11 protein-coding genes are annotated in these 16,543 nt (G+C 73.5%); 5 read left to right on the forward strand and 6 right to left on the reverse strand.

Features of this window, described 5'->3' with window-relative positions:
* Positions 1-66: 66 nt before the first annotated feature.
* From H1D33_RS17740 to H1D33_RS17755, 4 genes are all read right to left on the reverse strand, one after another.
* Positions 67-2,511 carry a glycoside hydrolase family 2 protein gene (locus H1D33_RS17740; RefSeq protein WP_181572084.1) on the reverse strand — a complete coding sequence of 815 codons (2,445 nt, stop codon included), beginning with the start codon at positions 2,509-2,511 and terminating at the stop codon, positions 67-69.
* Positions 2,508-3,350 carry a carbohydrate ABC transporter permease gene (locus tag H1D33_RS17745; protein WP_220138775.1) on the reverse strand — a complete coding sequence of 281 codons (843 nt, stop codon included), beginning with the start codon at positions 3,348-3,350 and terminating at the stop codon, positions 2,508-2,510. Before H1D33_RS17745 ends, H1D33_RS17740 begins: the two co-directional genes overlap by 4 nt.
* A 41-nt stretch (positions 3,351-3,391) precedes the next feature.
* Entirely contained in the window at positions 3,392-4,405 is a 1,014-nt protein-coding gene (locus tag H1D33_RS17750; RefSeq protein WP_181572082.1) for a carbohydrate ABC transporter permease, read from the reverse strand.
* Positions 4,406-4,487: 82 nt separating this feature from the next.
* On the reverse strand, positions 4,488-5,771 hold the full coding sequence (locus H1D33_RS17755) for an ABC transporter substrate-binding protein (protein ID WP_181572081.1): 1,284 nt from the start codon (positions 5,769-5,771) through the stop codon (positions 4,488-4,490).
* Positions 5,772-6,143: 372 nt separating this feature from the next.
* On the opposite strand from H1D33_RS17755, the gene H1D33_RS17760 reads away from it, so the two are divergent.
* A complete protein-coding gene (locus H1D33_RS17760; protein ID WP_181572080.1) occupies positions 6,144-7,163 on the forward strand; it encodes a LacI family DNA-binding transcriptional regulator in 1,020 nt (339 codons plus the stop codon).
* Positions 7,164-7,181: 18 nt separating this feature from the next.
* Here H1D33_RS17760 and H1D33_RS17765 read toward each other — a convergent pair whose 3' ends face one another.
* Positions 7,182-9,638 (reverse strand): putative bifunctional diguanylate cyclase/phosphodiesterase, encoded by a 2,457-nt coding sequence (locus H1D33_RS17765; protein ID WP_307755207.1) that lies wholly within the window; start codon positions 9,636-9,638, stop codon positions 7,182-7,184.
* Between the two features lie 288 nt (positions 9,639-9,926).
* Here H1D33_RS17765 and H1D33_RS17770 point away from each other — a divergent pair, with 288 nt between their 5' ends.
* Positions 9,927-10,331 carry a PH domain-containing protein gene (locus H1D33_RS17770; protein ID WP_181572079.1) on the forward strand — a complete coding sequence of 135 codons (405 nt, stop codon included), beginning with the start codon at positions 9,927-9,929 and terminating at the stop codon, positions 10,329-10,331.
* Here the strand turns inward: H1D33_RS17770 and H1D33_RS17775 are convergent.
* Positions 10,325-11,251 carry a 2-hydroxyacid dehydrogenase gene (locus tag H1D33_RS17775; RefSeq protein WP_181572078.1) on the reverse strand — a complete coding sequence of 309 codons (927 nt, stop codon included), beginning with the start codon at positions 11,249-11,251 and terminating at the stop codon, positions 10,325-10,327. The two genes, H1D33_RS17770 and H1D33_RS17775, sit on opposite strands and share 7 nt — an antisense overlap.
* Before the next feature lie 140 nt (positions 11,252-11,391).
* On the opposite strand from H1D33_RS17775, the gene H1D33_RS17780 reads away from it, so the two are divergent.
* The 3 genes from H1D33_RS17780 (at position 11,392) to H1D33_RS17790 (ending at position 16,148) form a co-directional block, all read left to right on the forward strand.
* The gene (locus H1D33_RS17780) at positions 11,392-13,200 is read left to right on the forward strand and encodes a SpoIIE family protein phosphatase (protein WP_181572077.1); all 1,809 of its coding nucleotides are present in this window, start codon (positions 11,392-11,394) and stop codon (positions 13,198-13,200) included.
* 99 nt (positions 13,201-13,299) lie between these two features.
* Positions 13,300-14,475 carry a PQQ-dependent sugar dehydrogenase gene (locus H1D33_RS17785; protein WP_181572076.1) on the forward strand — a complete coding sequence of 392 codons (1,176 nt, stop codon included), beginning with the start codon at positions 13,300-13,302 and terminating at the stop codon, positions 14,473-14,475.
* Positions 14,476-14,528: 53 nt separating this feature from the next.
* Positions 14,529-16,148: a metallophosphoesterase family protein gene (locus H1D33_RS17790; protein ID WP_181572075.1), complete on the forward strand. Its 1,620-nt coding sequence runs from the start codon at positions 14,529-14,531 to the stop codon at positions 16,146-16,148.
* The last annotated feature ends 395 nt before the right edge of the window (positions 16,149-16,543 follow it).

Genomic DNA, 16,543 nt, shown 5'->3' on the forward strand with positions numbered 1-16,543 from the left:
CCACCCGAACCGGAGCGTTAACAAGGGCCCCCGCCTATGCAGAATGCGTTAAGCGGGGGCCCCGCCTTACATGTTCACGCAGCGGAGCACGGGGCGGCGCGTCAGCGCCGCGGCGTCGAGCGCAGCCGGGGCGTGCACCGTGAAGACGGTGCTCTCGCCCGGCAGCAACGTCACCAACGCCGCGTCGACCTGCGCGGACGGGTCCAGCCGGTCGGGGAACAGCGTCAGGTCCCGCAGCACCGTCCGGGCGGTCACCCGCACCCGCTGGCCGCCGTCCGTTGGCTCGACCGTGGCGTCCCACTCCGCCGCCGGCCACTCGACGTCGCGGTCCTCGGCGAAGAACCACAGCGCCCGCTCCGCGGTGTCGCCGGCCTCCGCGACCAGCAGCTCCCGACGGGCCTCGTCCGGCCGCGCCAGCTCCGCCGGCAGCGCCAGCACCACCGAGGAGTACGCCGGGACGTCGAGGTCGACCGAGGTCTTCGCCCTCGGCTCCCCGGCGAGGGTGAGCCGGGTGACCGTGGCCGGCGCGGTCCACGCCTCGGCGGTCTCGTTGACCGCGACCAACGCCAGCCCGCCGTCGCGCGGTTGCACGGTGAGCAGCCGGTCGGCGTAGGCGCGGCGCAGCGCGTACCACAGGGGTTTGCGCCGGCCGTCGCCGTCGACGGCGGCCCAGGAGGTGACCGGCCAGCAGTCGTTGAGCTGCCAGACGATGGTGCCCGTGCAGACCGGCCGGTGCGAGCGGAAGTGCTCGACGCCGAGCTGGATGGCGCGGGCCTGGTTGAGCTGGGTGTAGTAGTGCCAGTCGTCGAAGTCGGCGGGCGGCGGCAGGTGAGCGTCGAGCCCGCGCTGGAGTTTGCGGTCCCCGTCGGCGGCCTTCTGGTGGTGGGCCATGCCCGGCGAGTCGTGGGCCAACGGCTCGTCGGAGAGGGACCGGCGCAGCGTCGCGTACGCGGGCGGCGCCTGGTAGCCGAACTCGGCGACGAACCGGGGCACGTACTCGCGGTACTTGGTGTAGTCGTCGTCGTTCCACACGTCCCAGATGTGCATGGTGCCGTGCGCCGGGTCGTTGGGGTGGATGTCCTCGCGGCCGGACCACGGGCTGCCCGGCCAGTACGGGACGGTCGGGTCGAGTTCGCCGACGACCGCGGGCAGCAGGTCCAGGTAGTAGCCGCGTCCCCAGGTGCGGCCGGCGAGCGGCTCCTGCCAGTCCCAGTCGTGCCAGCCCCAGATGTTCTCGTTGTTGCCGGTCCACAGCACCAGCGACGGGTGGCCGGCGAGGCGGGCGACCTGTTCCCGCGCCTCCGCCTCGACCTCGGTGCGGAACGGCTCCTCCTCCGGGTAGGCCGCGCAGGCGAACAGGAAGTCCTGCTGCACGAGCAGTCCCAGCTCGTCGGCCAGCTCGTAGAAGTCGTCCGACTCGTACCGGCCGCCGCCCCAGATCCGCAGCAGGTTGATGTTCGCCTCGACCGCCTGGCCGAACCGCTCGGCGAGGCGGGCCCGGGTGACCCGGTTGGCAAACGCGTCGTCGGGGATCCAGTTGACGCCCTTGACGAAGATCGGCACGTCGTTGACGTGCAGCGTGAACGGGGTGCCGTGGGCGTCGGGCGTGGTGTCCAGCCGGACCGAGCGGAACCCGATCCGGCGGGACGTGCCGTCCAGTTCCCGCCCGTCGGCGGCGTGCAGGGTCACGTCGAGGTCGTGCAGCGGCTGGTCGCCGTACCCGACCGGCCACCACAGCGCCGGGTCGGGCACGGTGAGGGTGAGTACGGCGGCCCGCTCCCCCGCCGGCACGGTGACGTCGGCGGCGACGCCGGCGACGGTGGCGCGTACGGTCAGCGGCTCGTCGCCGGCCCGTTCCACGTCGACGTGCAGCTCCACCCGGCCGGCGCCGTCGGCCACGGTGACCAGCGGCCGGACGCCGGCGAGCCGGGCGGTGGACCAGGCGTGCAGGCCGATCCGCTGCCAGATGCCGGCGGTGACCACCGTGGGTCCCCAGTCCCAGCCGAAGTTGCAGGCGGTCTTGCGGATGAAGTTGAACGGCTCCGGGTACGCGTTGGGCCGGTCGCCGAGCCGGTCCCGGTGCGCCTCGGCGTAGCGGTACGGCGAGTCGAAGCGGACGGCGAGCGTGTTGTCGCCGGAGCGCAGCAGCGACCGGACGTCGAAGCGGTAGCCGCGGTGCTGGTTCTCGGTGCGGCCCACCTCGACGCCGTTGAGCGTGACGGTGGCGACCGTGTCCAGGCCGGCGCAGACCAGGTCGACCCGGTCGGCCTCGTCGCCCGGCCGCCGGTCGAACGTGGTCTCGTAGACCCAGTCGGTGCGACCGATCCAGTGCAGCCGGTTCTCGTTGTCGTCGAGGTAGGGGTCGGGGATGAGGCCGGCGGCGAGCAGGTCGGTGTGCACGCACCCGGGGACGGTCGCCGGCACCGCCGTCCCGGCGATCTCCGGCGGCACCTGCGGGCCCGACTCGGCCCGCAGCGTCCAACCCTCGTGCAGCAGCGTGGAACGGCTCACGACTTCACCGCGCCTTCCATGATTCCGCGGACGATCTGGCGTCCACCGATGAACAGCATGAGCAGCAGGGGGATGGTGGCGATGAACGCGCCGGCCAGCACCCGCCGGTAGATCACGTAGTTGCCGCTGGCCAGGTCGGAGATCGCGACCATGGAGGTCGGGAAGTCGGTACCGCTCAGCGTGATCAGCGGCCACTGGAAGTCGTTCCAGGTGGCCACGAACGTGAGCAGGCCGAGCACCGCGAGGGCCGGGCGGATCGCGGGGAGCACGATGGTGGCGTACACCCGCATGGTCGTGGCGCCGTCGACCCGGGCCGACTCGATCAGCTCGTCCGGGACGGTGTTCACGATGAACTGCCGCATGTAGAACACGCCGAACGCGGTGACCAGGCCGGGCGCGATGACCGCGAGCAGGGTGCCGTTCCAGCCGAGCTTGCCCATCACGATGTAGAGCGCGACGATGCCGAGCTGGTTGGGCACGGTCAGCGTGAGCACCACGAAGAGCATCAGCGCGTTGCTGCCCTTGAAGCGCAGCTTGGCGAACGCGAACCCGGCCAGCGAGCAGAAGAACAGCACCGAGGCGGTCACCACCGTCGAGACGATGACGCTGTTGACCAGCGAGGCGGCGAAGTAGACGTCCTGGAGGGAGAAGACCTCGTCGACGTTGGTGAGGAACCGGTCGCCGGGGATGATCGCCGGGGGCAGCTTCGCCAGCGCCTCGTCGTTGCTGGTGGCGATGACGAACATCCAGTAGAGCGGGAACGCGGCGAACAGCATGCTGACCGCGAGCAGCAGGTAGGTCCAGAGCCCGGCCGGGGTGTCCTGCGGCGCCCGGGCCATGTCGCGCCGCTTGCGCCGCGCCGGCGGCGATGCCAGGGCGGTCATTTGCGTCCTCCGGAGAGTCGGTTCGTCAGCAGGTAGTTGACCCCGGCGACGACCAGGATGATCAGGAAGAGCGCCCAGGACATCGCGGCGGCGTAGCCGAGGTTGAGGTCCTTCCAGCCGACCTTGTAGATGAGCTGGGCGATGGTCTGCCACTCGCCGTTCGGCCCGCCGGTGGCGGCCTGGGCGTTCGGGTCGAAGAGCATCGGCTCGGTGAAGAGCTGCAACCCGCCGATGGTGGAGAGGATGACGGTGAACACGACCACCGGCTGGATCATCGGCACGGTGATCCGCCAGAGCTGCTTCCACTGGCCGGCGCCGTCGATCGCGGCGGCCTCGTAGACGTCGCGCGGGATGGACTGCATGGCGGCCAGGTAGAGCAGCGCGTTGTAGCCGATCCACTTCCAGTTAACCATGGTGGCGATGGCGATCCAGGCGTGCATCTTGTCGGCCCGCCAGTCGATCGGGTCGTCGGCGCCGCCGATGCCGAGCAGCCCGAGCACCCAGTTGGCCATGCCGAAGTCGCGGGAGAAGAAGACGCTGAACACCATCGTGGAGGCGACGATCGGCGTCACGTACGGCAGCAGCACGCCGACCCGCCACCAGGTCTGCGCCCGCAGCCGCCGGTTGAGCAGCGACGCGACCAGCAGCGCGAGCAGCAGTTGCGGCACGGTGGAGAGCAGGAAGATGCCGAATGTGTTGTAGAGCGCGTTCCAGAAGTCCTCGTCGGCGACGAGCCGGCTGAAGTTCTCGAACCCCGCCCAGTAGGGCAGCGTCGGGTCGTCCAGCCGGTAGTTGCGCAGCGAGACCACCGCGTTGAACAGCAGCGGGAAGAGCCCGAACACGAGGAAGAGCAGGAAGAACGGCGCGATCATGAGGTACGGCATGTAGCGCATGTCGAAGCGGTACAGCCGGTTGCGCCAGGTCAGCCTCCGGTCGTCGGCCCTCCGACGGCCGCGCTCCGGCGCGGGTCGGCGGCTCGGCGGCGCGGGCGCGGCACGGGTGCTGGACATCGGTTCTCTCCAGGGCCGAGGAGGGTGGACGGGTACGGCGGCGCCGGAGCGGGTCGGGTCCCGCTCCGGCACCTGTGGTGCGTCAGGACTTGGCGGCCTTGTCGGCCTCCTTGACCGCCTCGTTCCAGGCAGCGTCCGGCTTCAGCGACTTGTTCTCGACCCGCCGGATCACGTTCTCCACCGCGACCCGGGTCGGGCCGTTCTTCTTGCCCAGGTACTGCGGGGTGAGGCCCTGCGCCATCTTCGGGAAGATCTGGCCGACCGGGGCGTTGTTGAAGAACGGGTTCTTGAAGTCGGCGATGGCCGGGTCGGCGTAGAGCGCCGGCTGTGACGGCAGGTTGCCGACCTTCTTGAAGATCTCGATCTGCTGCTCCGGCGCGACCAGCCACTCCAGCAGCTTGTACGCCTCGTCGACGTTCTTGCCCTGCTTGGGGATGGTCAGGAACGAGCCGCCCCAGTTGCCGCCGCCGCCGGGCACCGCGGCGATGTCCCACTTGCCCTGGGTGCCGGGCGCGGTGTCCTTGATGTGGCCGAGCATCCAGGCCGGGCAGGCGAGCACCGCGAACGCGCCGCTGGTGAAGCCCTTGTCCCAGTCGGCCTGGAAGCTGACCAGGTTGGCGGAGAGCCCGGACTGGACGGCCTTGACGGTGTAGTCGAACGCGACCTTGGGGCCCTGCTCCATCTGGAGCTGCTCCTGGTCGTTGTAGAAGCCGACCTGCTGCTGGCCGAGGATCGGGTTGAACAGGTTGGTGCCGGCGTCGAGGAACTTCTTCTTGGTCTTGCCGGTGTACTGCTGGCCGACCTCCAGGAACTTGTCCCAGGTGGGCCAGAGCGCGGAGACCTGGTCGCGCTCGGTGGGCAGGCCGGCGGCCTTGAACAGGTCGGTGCGGTAGCACATGGCCAGGCCACCGACGTCGGTGCCGAGGCCGATCTGCGTCTTGCCGTCGGCCGACAGCGACTGCTTCCACTTCCAGGGCAGGTACTTGCTCTCGTAGGAGCCGGCGCCCTTGTCGAGCAGGTTGACGAACTTGTCGGACTGGCTGCGGAACTGGACCATGAAGCCCTCGTCGATCGCCGCGATGTCCGGCGCGCCGTTGCCGGCGACGAGCTTCTTCTGCAGGTCCTCGTGCTGGGCGTTGTACTCGCCCGAGTTGAGCTGGATCTTGACGTTGGGGTGCTCGGCCTCGTACTTGGTCTTGAGGTCCTGCAGACCGAAGTCGCCCCAGAAATTGATCTTCAACGTGACCTGACCGCCGGCCGCGTCCGCGTCGTCGGTGGTGCTCCTGCCGCTACAGGCGGCGACCATGGCCAGGCTGACAGCACCGACGGCGGCCGTGCGCGCCCAGTGCGTCCAGGACCGTTTCATGTCATCCTCCGCGCCGAATGGGAACGCTCCCGAGATCGAGAGACGTTGACTGAACCGGATAAGTGAGGCCACCGTACGGTCCGCCCCCAGCACTGTCAACGGCCGGTTAACAGCGAGGCCGTCCCGTAACCTTCGAACCTCTCTGGGAGCGCGACCATGCGTGGTGGAGCGCTTTCCGGAGCAGAATTGAGAGCGGCCGGGTGCTGGACAGGAGCCGCACGAGCCGTACGCTGAACCGCACAAGTGGCGAACTGTGCGGTTCAGTTCCGCCCGCCCCGCCGCGCCCACCGGGAGCGGGGGCGGGTGCAGTAGCGTCACTCCCGCCCGTCGAGAAGCGCCCGCGAGGGCCGGACACAGGGGAGGAACGCTTCGGTGAAGCGGCCGACCATCGCCGACGTCGCCCGGCGCGCCGGAGTCTCCAAGGGCGCGGTGTCCTACGCGCTGAACGGGCAACCCGGCGTCTCCGAGGCGACCCGCCAACGCATCCTGGCGATCGCCGCCGAGATCGGGTTCAGTCCGAGCAGCGCCGCCCGGGCGCTCTCCGGCGCCACCGCCAAGGCGGTCGGGCTCGCGCTGTGCCGGCCCGCCCGGATACTCGGCATCGAGCCGTTCTTCATGGAGCTGATCAGCGGCGTCGAGTCGGAGCTGTCCGCCCGCTCGTACGCGCTGACCCTCCAGGTGGTCACCGACCAGGAGGCGGAGATCGCGGTCTACCGCCGGTGGTGGGCCGAGCGGCGGGTGGACGGCGTCTTCGTCTGCGACCTGCGCACCGACGACCGGCGGGTGCCCGCGCTGGAGGAACTCCAACTGCCGGCGGTGGTCATCGGCGGCCCCGGGCACACCGGCGCCCTGGCCAGCGTCTGGTCCGACGACGCGGCGGCCCTGGTCGAGACGGTGGAGTACCTGGTCGCGCTCGGGCACCGGCGGATCGCCCGGGTCGGCGGCCTGCCCTCGCTGCTGCACACCGAGATCCGCACCGACGCGTTCACCGACGTGTGCCGGCGGCTCGGGCTGGACGAGGCGAGCACGGTCTGGTCCGACTACACCGGCGAGGAGGGGGCGCGCGCCACCCGCCGGCTGCTCAGCTCCGCGAAGCGCCCCACCGCGGTGATCTACGACAACGACGTGATGGCGATCGCCGGCCTTTCCGTGGCCCAGGAGATGGGGCTCGCCGTGCCCGGCGACCTGTCCATCGTGGCCTGGGACGACTCGCCGCTCTGCCAGCTCGTGCACCCGCCGCTGACCGCGCTGGGCCGGGACATCCCGGCGTACGGCGCGCACGCCGCCCGCCAGCTCCTCGCCGTGATAGCCGGCGAGGCGGTGACCGGCGTGCAGGACGAGACCGCCCACCTCACGCCGCGCGGCAGCACCGCACCGCCCCGCGTCAACTGAACCGGTTAAGCAGCCCGCTCACCGGGACGCCGAGGGAAACTCCTCGAACCACGCCTCGACCCGCTCCGCGGTCGCCGGCCGGGCCAACGCGAAGCCCTGCCCGTACCGGCAGCCGGCCCGCCGCGCCCCGGCCACCTGACCGTCCGACTCCAGCCCCTCCACCACCACCTCGACGCCCAGCCGGTCACCCAGGTTCGCCACCACGTCGATCAGCGGGCGCTGCCCGTCGGCACCCGGCGCGACCAGGTGCGGGCCGACCTTGAGCAGGTCGATCGGCAACCGGCGGAGCTGGGCCAGCGACGCGTGCTCGGCCCGGAAGTCGTCCAGCGCGGTGCGGACGCCGAGCGACCGCAGCCCGGCGAGCCGGGCCACCACGGTGGACAACTCCGCCCCCACCGCCGGCTCCGCCACCTCCACCACCAGCCGCTCCGGCGGCACGTCGTACGCCGCCAGCGCGGTCGCGGTCCGCGCCACGAAGTCCTTCGCGGCCAGCTCGCGCGGGGTGACGTTGACCGCCATCCACAACTCCCGACCCCCCTCCGACCAGGCGGCGAGCTGCCGACACGCCCGGTCCACCACCCACCACCCCACCTCGCCCAGCAGGTCGAGGTCGGTCGCCACCGGCAACAGCTCCGCCGGCAGCACCGTGCCCAGCACCGGGCTGCGCCAGCGCAACAGCGCCTCGGTGCCCGCCGGCATCCGGTCGGCCAACGCCACCACCGGCTGGTAGACCAGGTCCAGCTCGCCCCGGGCCACCGCGCCGGGCAGCTCCCGCTCCAGGTCGAGCCGGCGGACCAGTTGCTCCTCCAGGTAGGCGTCGTACCACTCGACCCGGTCCCGGCCGAGCTGCACCGCCCGCCGCCGGGCCAGGTCGGCCTGGCGCAACACGTCCTCCGGGTCCCCGCCGGTGGTCTCGGCCAGCCCGATGCTCGCCCGGACCCGGGCCACGCCGACCGGCCGGGGATACGGCTCGGCGAGCGCCGACAGCAGCCGGATGCCCAGCGCGTACGCGGGCACCGGACCGAGGTCGGTGAGCACGGCGTACCCGGTGTCGCCGATCCGGGCGACCAGGTCGTGCGGACCGCACCCGGCGCGCAGCCGCCGGCCGACCTCGGTGAGCACCGGCCCGTCCGGCGCCGCCGCGTCGTCGCCGTGCAGGTCCACCACGAGCAGCGCGCCGCCTTTGCGCGTCGGCAGGGCCCGGACCAGCTCGGCCCGGGTCAGCGGCGCCGGCTCACCGGCGGGGCCACCGCCGACGAGACGCCGCAGCGACGCCTCACGGGCGACCAGCCGCTCGACCCGGCGACGCTGGTCGGCGGCGGCGAGCAGCTCACCCACCATGATCGGCGGGATGACGGACAACCCGAGCGCCATCGCCGCGGGGGTGAACTCCCCCGCCGCACCCAGATGCACGCCGGCGGCCACGGCGGCGATACCGGCGGGCGCGGTGAGGCGCGGCCAGGCGGCCGGCGCGGCGCCGCGGTGCGGTCGCTCCCCGGCCGACACGCGTCGCGCACCGGCCGCGGTGAGCAGCGCGCCCGCGAACACCGGCGGCGCGACGGCCGACAGCGCCCGGTCCGGCGCGTGGTACGCCAGCAGCACCACGAGCAACGCCAACCCGGCCAGCGTGAGGCCGGCCCCGGCGTGACAGCGCGCGGCGCCCGGCCGGCGGTGACGCTCGGCGAGCGCCGCCATCGTGAGCACGGCCAGCGTCGCCGCCCCGCCCACGGTGGCGGCCAACGCGGCCGGCGGCAACGGACCGACCGGCAGCAGCATCCAGCCGGCGAAGACCAGGCTGACACCGAGGGCGAGCACGTCGACGGTACGGCGCAGCCGCTCCCGACCGGGCAGCCGGGACCGACCGGGCAGCCGGAGCAGGGCCGCGACGTGCAGTGACGCGGCCAGGCCGAGCCCGGCCAGCGCGATCGGCAGCCGGTGCGCCGGATCGCTCAGCGGCAGCACCGCGACGGTGAGCCCGGCGACCAGGACGGCGGCGTCGAGGATCGCGGCGACCCGGCGGGACAGCGCGACCCGGCGAGCCTGCCGGCCGGTGGTGCGACTCTCCGGGGGACGGCTCTCCGCCGCAGGGCTTTCCGGGGCGCGGTTCTGCGGGGCACGGCCGTCCAACGCGTGGCTCTCCGGAGCCGGAGGCGCGTGGGGTTTCGGGCGTCTCGACGGCGGGTGCGGCATCGTGCGCTCCGGAGCCGGGGCGACGCGCGTCGTGGGGGACGGCGCGGGGCGCTCCGGCGTCGGCGTGGCGGGCGGGGTCGGGGACGGCGCGGGTGGGACGCCGGCCAGCCAGGCGAGCCGGACGCAGGCGAGGGCGCAGCCTCCGGCGACGGCGAGTGCCGCGGCGGCGGGGCCGGGCACGATGCCGGCGACGCCGGTCAGCAGGAAGAGCGCGCCGACGAGCGTGACGGCGAGGTCGGGCGGTGCGAGCCACCGGCGGGGACCGGCGGGAGGGGTGACGGGCACGGCGGTCGCCTTCGTGAGGGGGCACGGGGCGGTGCGGTTGCGGCGCAAGGTCGACGGGGCGTCACGGCCGCATCGGCGGGGATCGCTGCGGCCATGCCCAAGAACGATCCCGGAAGCAACCGGTTACGCGACACGACTAGTGACGTGCGTCACAGCCCAGAAGGAGGGGGCCCTTGTTAACGCGTTCGGTAGAGGAAGGGCCCCCGCCTAACACTTTCGGCCGTCGGCGCGGAACCGGCACGGTCGCCCGGAGGGGAGGGTGAGCTGGTCGGATGCGATCATTCGAGGGTGAGCCGTGCCGACACCGTCCGTTTCCGCCACAACCAGGCCATCCTGGCCGCCGCGATCGTCGCCTTCATCGGCGCCCTGCCGCTGGCCACCGCCCGCTGGTGGCTTCTCTGGGTGCTGCTGGTCCCGCTCGCGATCGGGCTGTGGGCGTGGCGGGCCGGCACCGACGCCGACCCCCGGGAGCTGCGGCTGCGGGCCCTCGTCGGGCAGCGGCGGGTGCCCTGGGCGCGGGTGGTCGAGCTGGCCGGCGACCCGCGCGGCCGGGCGGTCGCCCGACTGGACGACGGTCAGGTGCTGGTGCTGCCGGCGGTACGCGCCACCGACCTGCCCCGGCTGGTCTCCGCCACCGGGCAGGAACTGCCCGAGGAGGCGACCACGCCGGGTCGGTCCGACAACGGTCAGTAGCCGTCCGTCACCCGGTTCGCCAGTTCCTCGCCGGCCACGAAGCGGCGTAGCTGCTCGGCCACCAGCCGGTACGCGCGCGGCAGCAGGCCACGCACCGAGCCGGCGACGTGCGGGGTGAGCAGCACGTTCGGCAGCTCCCACAGGGGATGGTCGGCCGGCAGCGGCTCCGGGTCGGTGACGTCCAGCGCGGCGCGCAGCCGCCCGGACGCCAACTCGGCGACCAGCGCCTCGGTGCGGGCGACCGGACCCCGTGCGGCGTTCACCAGCAGCGACCCGTCCGGCATCGCGGCGAGGAAACGCTCGTCGACCAGCCCCCGGGTCTGCTCGGTCAGCGGCACCAGCAGCACCACCACGTCGGCGTCGGGCAGCAGCGCCGGCAGCTCCGCCACACCGTGCACGCCCTCGTCCGGGCGCGGGGTGCGGGCGACCAGGGTGAAGCTCACCTCGAACGGGGCGAGCCGGGCGCGTACCGCCGCGCCGATCGAGCCGGCACCGACGATCAGCACCCGCTTGCCGGCCAGCTCGTCGGTCGGCGCCACCTCGTCGTAGGCCCACTCGCGGCGGGCCTGGGCGCGGGCCAGCGGCGCGAAGCCGCGCACCGCGGACAGGATCGCGGCGACCACCCACTCCGCGGTGGCCGAGTCGTGCACGCCCCGCGCGTCGCAGAGCGTCACACCCGCCGGCACCCGCCCCACCCACGCGTCCGCGCCGGCGGAGAGGAGCTGCACCACCTCGACGTCCGGCAGCTCGGTCAGGAGCCCGCCGGCGTCCGGGCCGGACAGGAACGGGGGCACCCAGAACCGCACCCCGGCCGGGGAGGACGGGAGCCGGGCCGGGTCCTCCAGCAGCTCCACGGTGACGTCGGGGGGCAGCTCGCCGAGCAGCCGGCGGCCGGCGGGGTGCGGGATCCATGCCTTCACGACCGCCGACGATATCCGTACCCGCAGGTCGACGCGGCGTTGGCCGTGACGAACGCCCCGCCGCGGGTCGGACACACGTGCGACAGGGTTTAATCGGGGGCGGGGCGCCGGCCGGCGGCCCGTGCGGAGGACAGGTGGCGATGAGCGAGGACGGGCGGGAACGGAAGGTGGCGCCGCTCGCGGCGCTGACCGACCCCGACCGGCTGCGGTCCCTCGACGAGACCCGCCTCGACGCGGTGCCGGACGAGGCGTTCGACCGGTTCGCCCGCCTGGTCGGCGACCTGCTCGACGTGCCGGTCGCGCTGGTCTCCCTGGTCGACGCGAACCGCCAGTTCTTCCCCGGCGAGACCGGGCTGCCGCAGCCCTGGTCGGCCCGCCGGGAGACCCCGCTCAGCCACTCGTTCTGCCAGCACGTCGTGGACACCGAGGCGCCGATGGTGCTGCCCGACGCCCGGCTCTACCCCCGGGTGCGGCTGAACCTCGCCATCGAGGACCTGGGCGTGGTGGCGTACGCCGGGATGCCGCTGACCGACCTGGACGGGCGGGTGCTCGGCTCGCTCTGCGCGATCGACAGCAAACCCCGGGCCTGGACGAAGGAACAACTGCGTACCCTCGCCGACCTGGCCGCCGCCTGCTCGTCGGAGCTGCGGCTGCGGATCGCGGTGCGCGGCGCCGAGCAGGCCCGCCGACGCGCCGAGGAGGCGCACGACCGGCTCGCCATGCTGGCCGGGATGAGCGAGATGCTCGGCGGCACGCTGGATGTGGCCACCGCGGTCGACCGCCTCGCCCACGCCATGGTGCCGCTGCTCGCCGACTGGTGCCTGATCACACTGGTCGACCCGGCGGGCCGGCCGCGCGGCGTCACCGGCGCGCACCGGGACCCCGAGCGGAGCGCCGACCTGGCCCGCTTCGCCGAGCTGCTGGTCACCGGGCTCGGCCCGGAGTCGCTGATCCGGTCGGTGCTGCGCACCGGCCGGCCGATGATGCGCGGCGCCGCCGGCATCGAGGACGTGGCGCGCGGCACCACCCGGCCGGAGCTGGTGCCGCTGGCCGACCGGCTCGGCATCGGCTCCCATCTCACCGTGCCGGTCACCGCCGCCGTCGGCGACCGGGTGATCGGCGCGGTCACGCTGGTCAACCGCCCGGGCCGGCGCGGCTTCGACGCGAGCGACCTGCGGACCGCGCAGGACATCGGGGTACGGGCCGGCCAGGCGGTCGGCAACAGCCGGCTCTACGGCGAGCAGCGGCACGTCGCTGAGGTGCTCCAGCACAGCATGCTGCCGGTGCTGCCGACGGTGCCCGGGATCGAGCTGGCCGCCCGCTACCTGCCGGCCGCGGACCGGGTCGAGGTCGGCGGCGACTGGTACGACGCGTTCGTCCAGCCCGACGGCGAACTGATCGCCGCGATCGGTGACGTCGCCGGTCACGACATCGAGGCCGCGGCCACCATGGGCCAGTTGCGGAACCTGGTCCGGGGCAACGCGTACGGGCGGCACGATCCGGTCGAGGAGTTGCTGGCCAGCCTCGACCGCGCCATCGTCGGGCTGCCGGTGCCCACCGTCGCCACCGCGGTGCTGGCCCGGGTCCGGCCGGCGGACGGCGGGCTGCGGGTCCGCTGGTGCAACGCCGGGCATCCGCCGCCGCTGCTGATCCGCGCCGACGGCACGGTGTCGGTGGCGGAGGGACGGGGCCCGTTGCTCGGCCTCAGCCGCCCGCCCCGGCGCACCGGCCGGGCGCTTGTCCTCGCCCCGGGCGACACGCTGCTGCTGCACACCGACGGGCTGATCGAGCGCCGCGACCGGTCGATCGACGAGGGGCAGGCGGAGCTGCGCGAGCGGCTCGCCGCCGACGGTCCCGCCGTGCCGCTGGAGGACCTCTGCGACCGCCTGCTCAGCGCCGCCGACCGCCGCGAGGACGACGTCGCCGTGCTGGCCCTGCGCGCCGGCTGAGCACGCCGGCGCGAACGTCGTGGCCGATCCGGCGGCGGGTCGGCCGCCGGCACCGCCGAGCCGCCCGGTTCGCCGTTTCGTCCGGCTAGGCTGGGCCGGGTGAGCCCGCGTCTGTCGTACCCCCGCGTCCGCCGCCTCCGGACGGCGCTGGCGGCGTCCTGCGCGGCGCTGCTGCTGGGCACCGCCGGCTGCGCCCTCGGCGAGCCGGAGCCGGATCCGGCCGGCGAGCCGCCCAACCTGCCGACGCCGTCGACCACCGCCAGCCCCGGCGGGGCCGGCCAGCAGGTGGTGGCCACCGTGCTGGCCAAGGGCCTGGAGGTGCCGTGGGCCATCGCCTTCCTGCCCGACGGCGCGGCGCTGGTCACCGAGCGCGACAACGCGCGGATCCTCCAGGTCGGCCCGGAGTCCGGTCCGGACGGGCTCGCGGTGCGGCCGGTGCAGACCGTGCCGGGCGTGGTGCCCGGCGGTGAGGGCGGTCTGCTCGGCATCGCCGTGTCCCCGGGCTACGCGCGTGACCGCACGGTCTTCGTCTACTACACCGCCCAGGACGACAACCGGGTGGCGAAGCTGCGGCTCGGCCAGACGCCCACGCCGATCCTCACCGGCATCCCCAAGGCCGGCAACCACGACGGCGGTGGGCTGGGCTTCGGCCCGGACGGCTTCCTCTACGTGAGCACCGGCGACGCCGGGCGCACCGCGAACGCCCAGGACCCGAAGAGCCTCGGCGGCAAGATCCTGCGGATCACGCCGGACGGCAAGCCGGCGCCGGGCAACCCGACCGCCGGTTCACCGGTGTGGTCGTCGGGGCACCGCAACGTGCAGGGCGTCGCCTGGATGCCCGACAAGCGGATGTACGCCGTGGAGTTCGGCCAGAACACCTGGGACGAGATCAACCAGATCAACCAGGGCGGCAACTACGGTTGGCCGCAGGTCGAGGGGCGCGTCGACGACAAGCGCTACGTGAACCCGATCGTGCAGTGGCGTACCGCCGACGCGTCCTGCTCCGGCCTGGCGGCGGTGGAGCGGCTGCTGGTCACCGCCTGCCTGCGCGGGCAGCGGCTGTGGCTGGTCGAGCTGGCCGGCAACGGGACCGTCCTCGGCCAGCCGCGCGAGCTGCTCACCGGCCGGTACGGCCGGCTGCGCGCCGCCGCGGTGGCGCCGGACGGCTCGATCTGGGTGAGCACGTCGAACCGGGACGGCCGGGGCAAGCCGGCCGCCGAGGACGACCGGATCCTGCGGTTGGTCTTCGCGGACGGCGGCGCCGGCCGGAGCTGATCCACTTCCGGCGGTTTGCCAAGATCACACATGGGGCAGGACAGAATCTCAGCATGGACGGCCAGGAGAACGAAGAGCAGCGCGCCGGGGACCGGACGTCCCCGGGGACCGGTCGCGCCCGCCGCCTCGCCGCCTGGCGGCCGGGTCACCGGCTGCGCCGCCTGGGCGTGGCGCTGGCCCTGCTCGCGGTCGCGCTGGGCGGCATCGTGGTCGGCACGTACGCCGGCGGCCACGTCGGCACCGACATCGGGCCGTTCCGGGCGGAACTCAAACTCAGCCCGTCGCTTGACGGCGGCACGACCGTCGACATCCCGCCGCTGGGTGCGCTGCTGCTGAACAGCCACGACGGGCCGGCGTACCTGACGGTCGAGGTGGGCTCGCTGGACCAGGGGCGCACCGAGGCGCTGATCGACGACCCGGCGAGCATCAGCCGGGCCAGCCAGTCGGCGGTGCAGGACGTCCGCGACGGCGTGATGCGGCTCGGCCTGAAGACGCTGGCCTCGGCGGTGCTGGCCACCCTGCTCCTGGCCGGGCTCGTCTTCCGCGACGTCCGGCGCACCGCGTGGGCGGGCGGGCTGGCGCTGGCCATCACCGCCGGCAGCCTCGGCGTGGCCGCCGCCACCGTGCGCCCGCAGGCGATCGAGGAACCGAGGTACGAGGGCCTGCTGGTCAACGCGCCCGCGATCGTGGGTGACGCGCGGCGGATCGCCAACGACTACACCAAGTACGCCGAGCAGTTGCAGCGGCTGGTCGGCAACGTCAGCAAGCTCTACACCACGGTCTCCGCGCTGCCGGTGGTGCAGCCCTCGCCCGGCACCACCCGGGTGCTGCACGTCTCCGACATGCACCTCAACCCGACCGGGTGGCAGTTGATCCGCACCGTGGTCGAGCAGTTCGGCATCGACGTGGTGATCGACACCGGCGACATGACGGACTGGGGCAGCGAGCCGGAGGCGTCCTTCGTCGGCTCGGTCGGCCTGCTCAAGAAGCCGTACGTGTTCATCCGGGGCAACCACGACTCGCCGCGCACCGCCGCGGCGGTGGCCCAGCAGCCGAACGCGATCGTGTTGAACAACTCGACCACGACCGTGGCCGGGTTGACCATCGCCGGCATCGGGGACCCCCGGTTCACGCCGGACAAGGAGACGTCACCGGCCGGCAGCGGCCTCACCTCGGCCGTCGCCGACCAGGTGATCGGCGCCGGTGAGCAGCTCGCCAGCACGGTCCAGAAGTCGCCGCGCAAGGTGGACGTCGCGCTGGTCCACGACCCGGCGTCGGCCGGGCCGCTCTCCGGCACCTGCCCGCTGGTGCTGTCCGGGCACACCCACGCCCGGCAGGTGTCGAAGCTGCCGCAGGCACCTGACAAGCAGCCGACCACGCTGATGGTGGAGGGCTCGACCGGCGGGGCCGGGCTGCGCGGCCTGGAGGGCGAGAAGCCCACCCCGCTGACCATGACGGTGCTCTACTTCGACCAGCAGAAGCTGCTCCAGGCATACGACGAGATCACCGTGGGCGGCACCGGCCAGTCGCAGGTCAACCTGGAGCGGCACGTCATCCGGGACCCGGCCAAGGGCGACGAGGTGCCGGTCACCCCGACGCCCACCCGTGGCCCGTCGGAGTCCCCCGCGCCGTCCTCGAACGCCACCTCGCCGAGCCCGACCACCACCGGCTGAGCGGTCCTCCCGCCGCCGGCCACGCCCCATCCGCCACCGCGCCGTCGCCGTCGCGCCGTCGCCGTCGCGCCGTCACCGCCGTGCCGTCACCGTCGCGCCGTCACCGTTGCGCCGTCACCGCCGTGCCGCCAGTCGCCGCCGCATCGGCCGTCCCGATGCCGGCCGGCCGGCATCACCGGCCGGTGACGGAGCGCAACACCTAGGGTCGGCGACCTTGGGGGCTGTCGCTGCCTTTGCTCTGCAGCCATCACCGCAGCAGGCACCGAGAGTCACCGTCCAGGCCGACGGCCCGCGCGGTGGCCTCGTCCCTAGGCCCAGTTCGGGATGCTGGTGCGGATATGGCTGCAGAGCAAAGGCAGCGGGAGGGCATCCCGCCGCCCGCAGCCCTCCGTCAC

The sequence above is a fragment of the Micromonospora ferruginea genome (genome assembly GCF_013694245.2).
Classification (GTDB): Bacteria; Actinomycetota; Actinomycetes; order Mycobacteriales; family Micromonosporaceae; genus Micromonospora; species Micromonospora robiginosa.

Coding starts and splice junctions, on each gene's coding strand:
- H1D33_RS17780 (WP_181572077.1), top strand. CDS start 11,392: ATGAGCGAGGACGGGCGGGAACGGAAGGTGGCGCCGCTCGCGGCGCTG.
- H1D33_RS17750 (WP_181572082.1), bottom strand. CDS start 4,405: ATGTCCAGCACCCGTGCCGCGCCCGCGCCGCCGAGCCGCCGACCCGCG.
- H1D33_RS17790 (WP_181572075.1), top strand. CDS start 14,529: ATGGACGGCCAGGAGAACGAAGAGCAGCGCGCCGGGGACCGGACGTCC.
- H1D33_RS17745 (WP_220138775.1), bottom strand. CDS start 3,350: ATGGCCCGGGCGCCGCAGGACACCCCGGCCGGGCTCTGGACCTACCTG.
- H1D33_RS17755 (WP_181572081.1), bottom strand. CDS start 5,771: ATGAAACGGTCCTGGACGCACTGGGCGCGCACGGCCGCCGTCGGTGCT.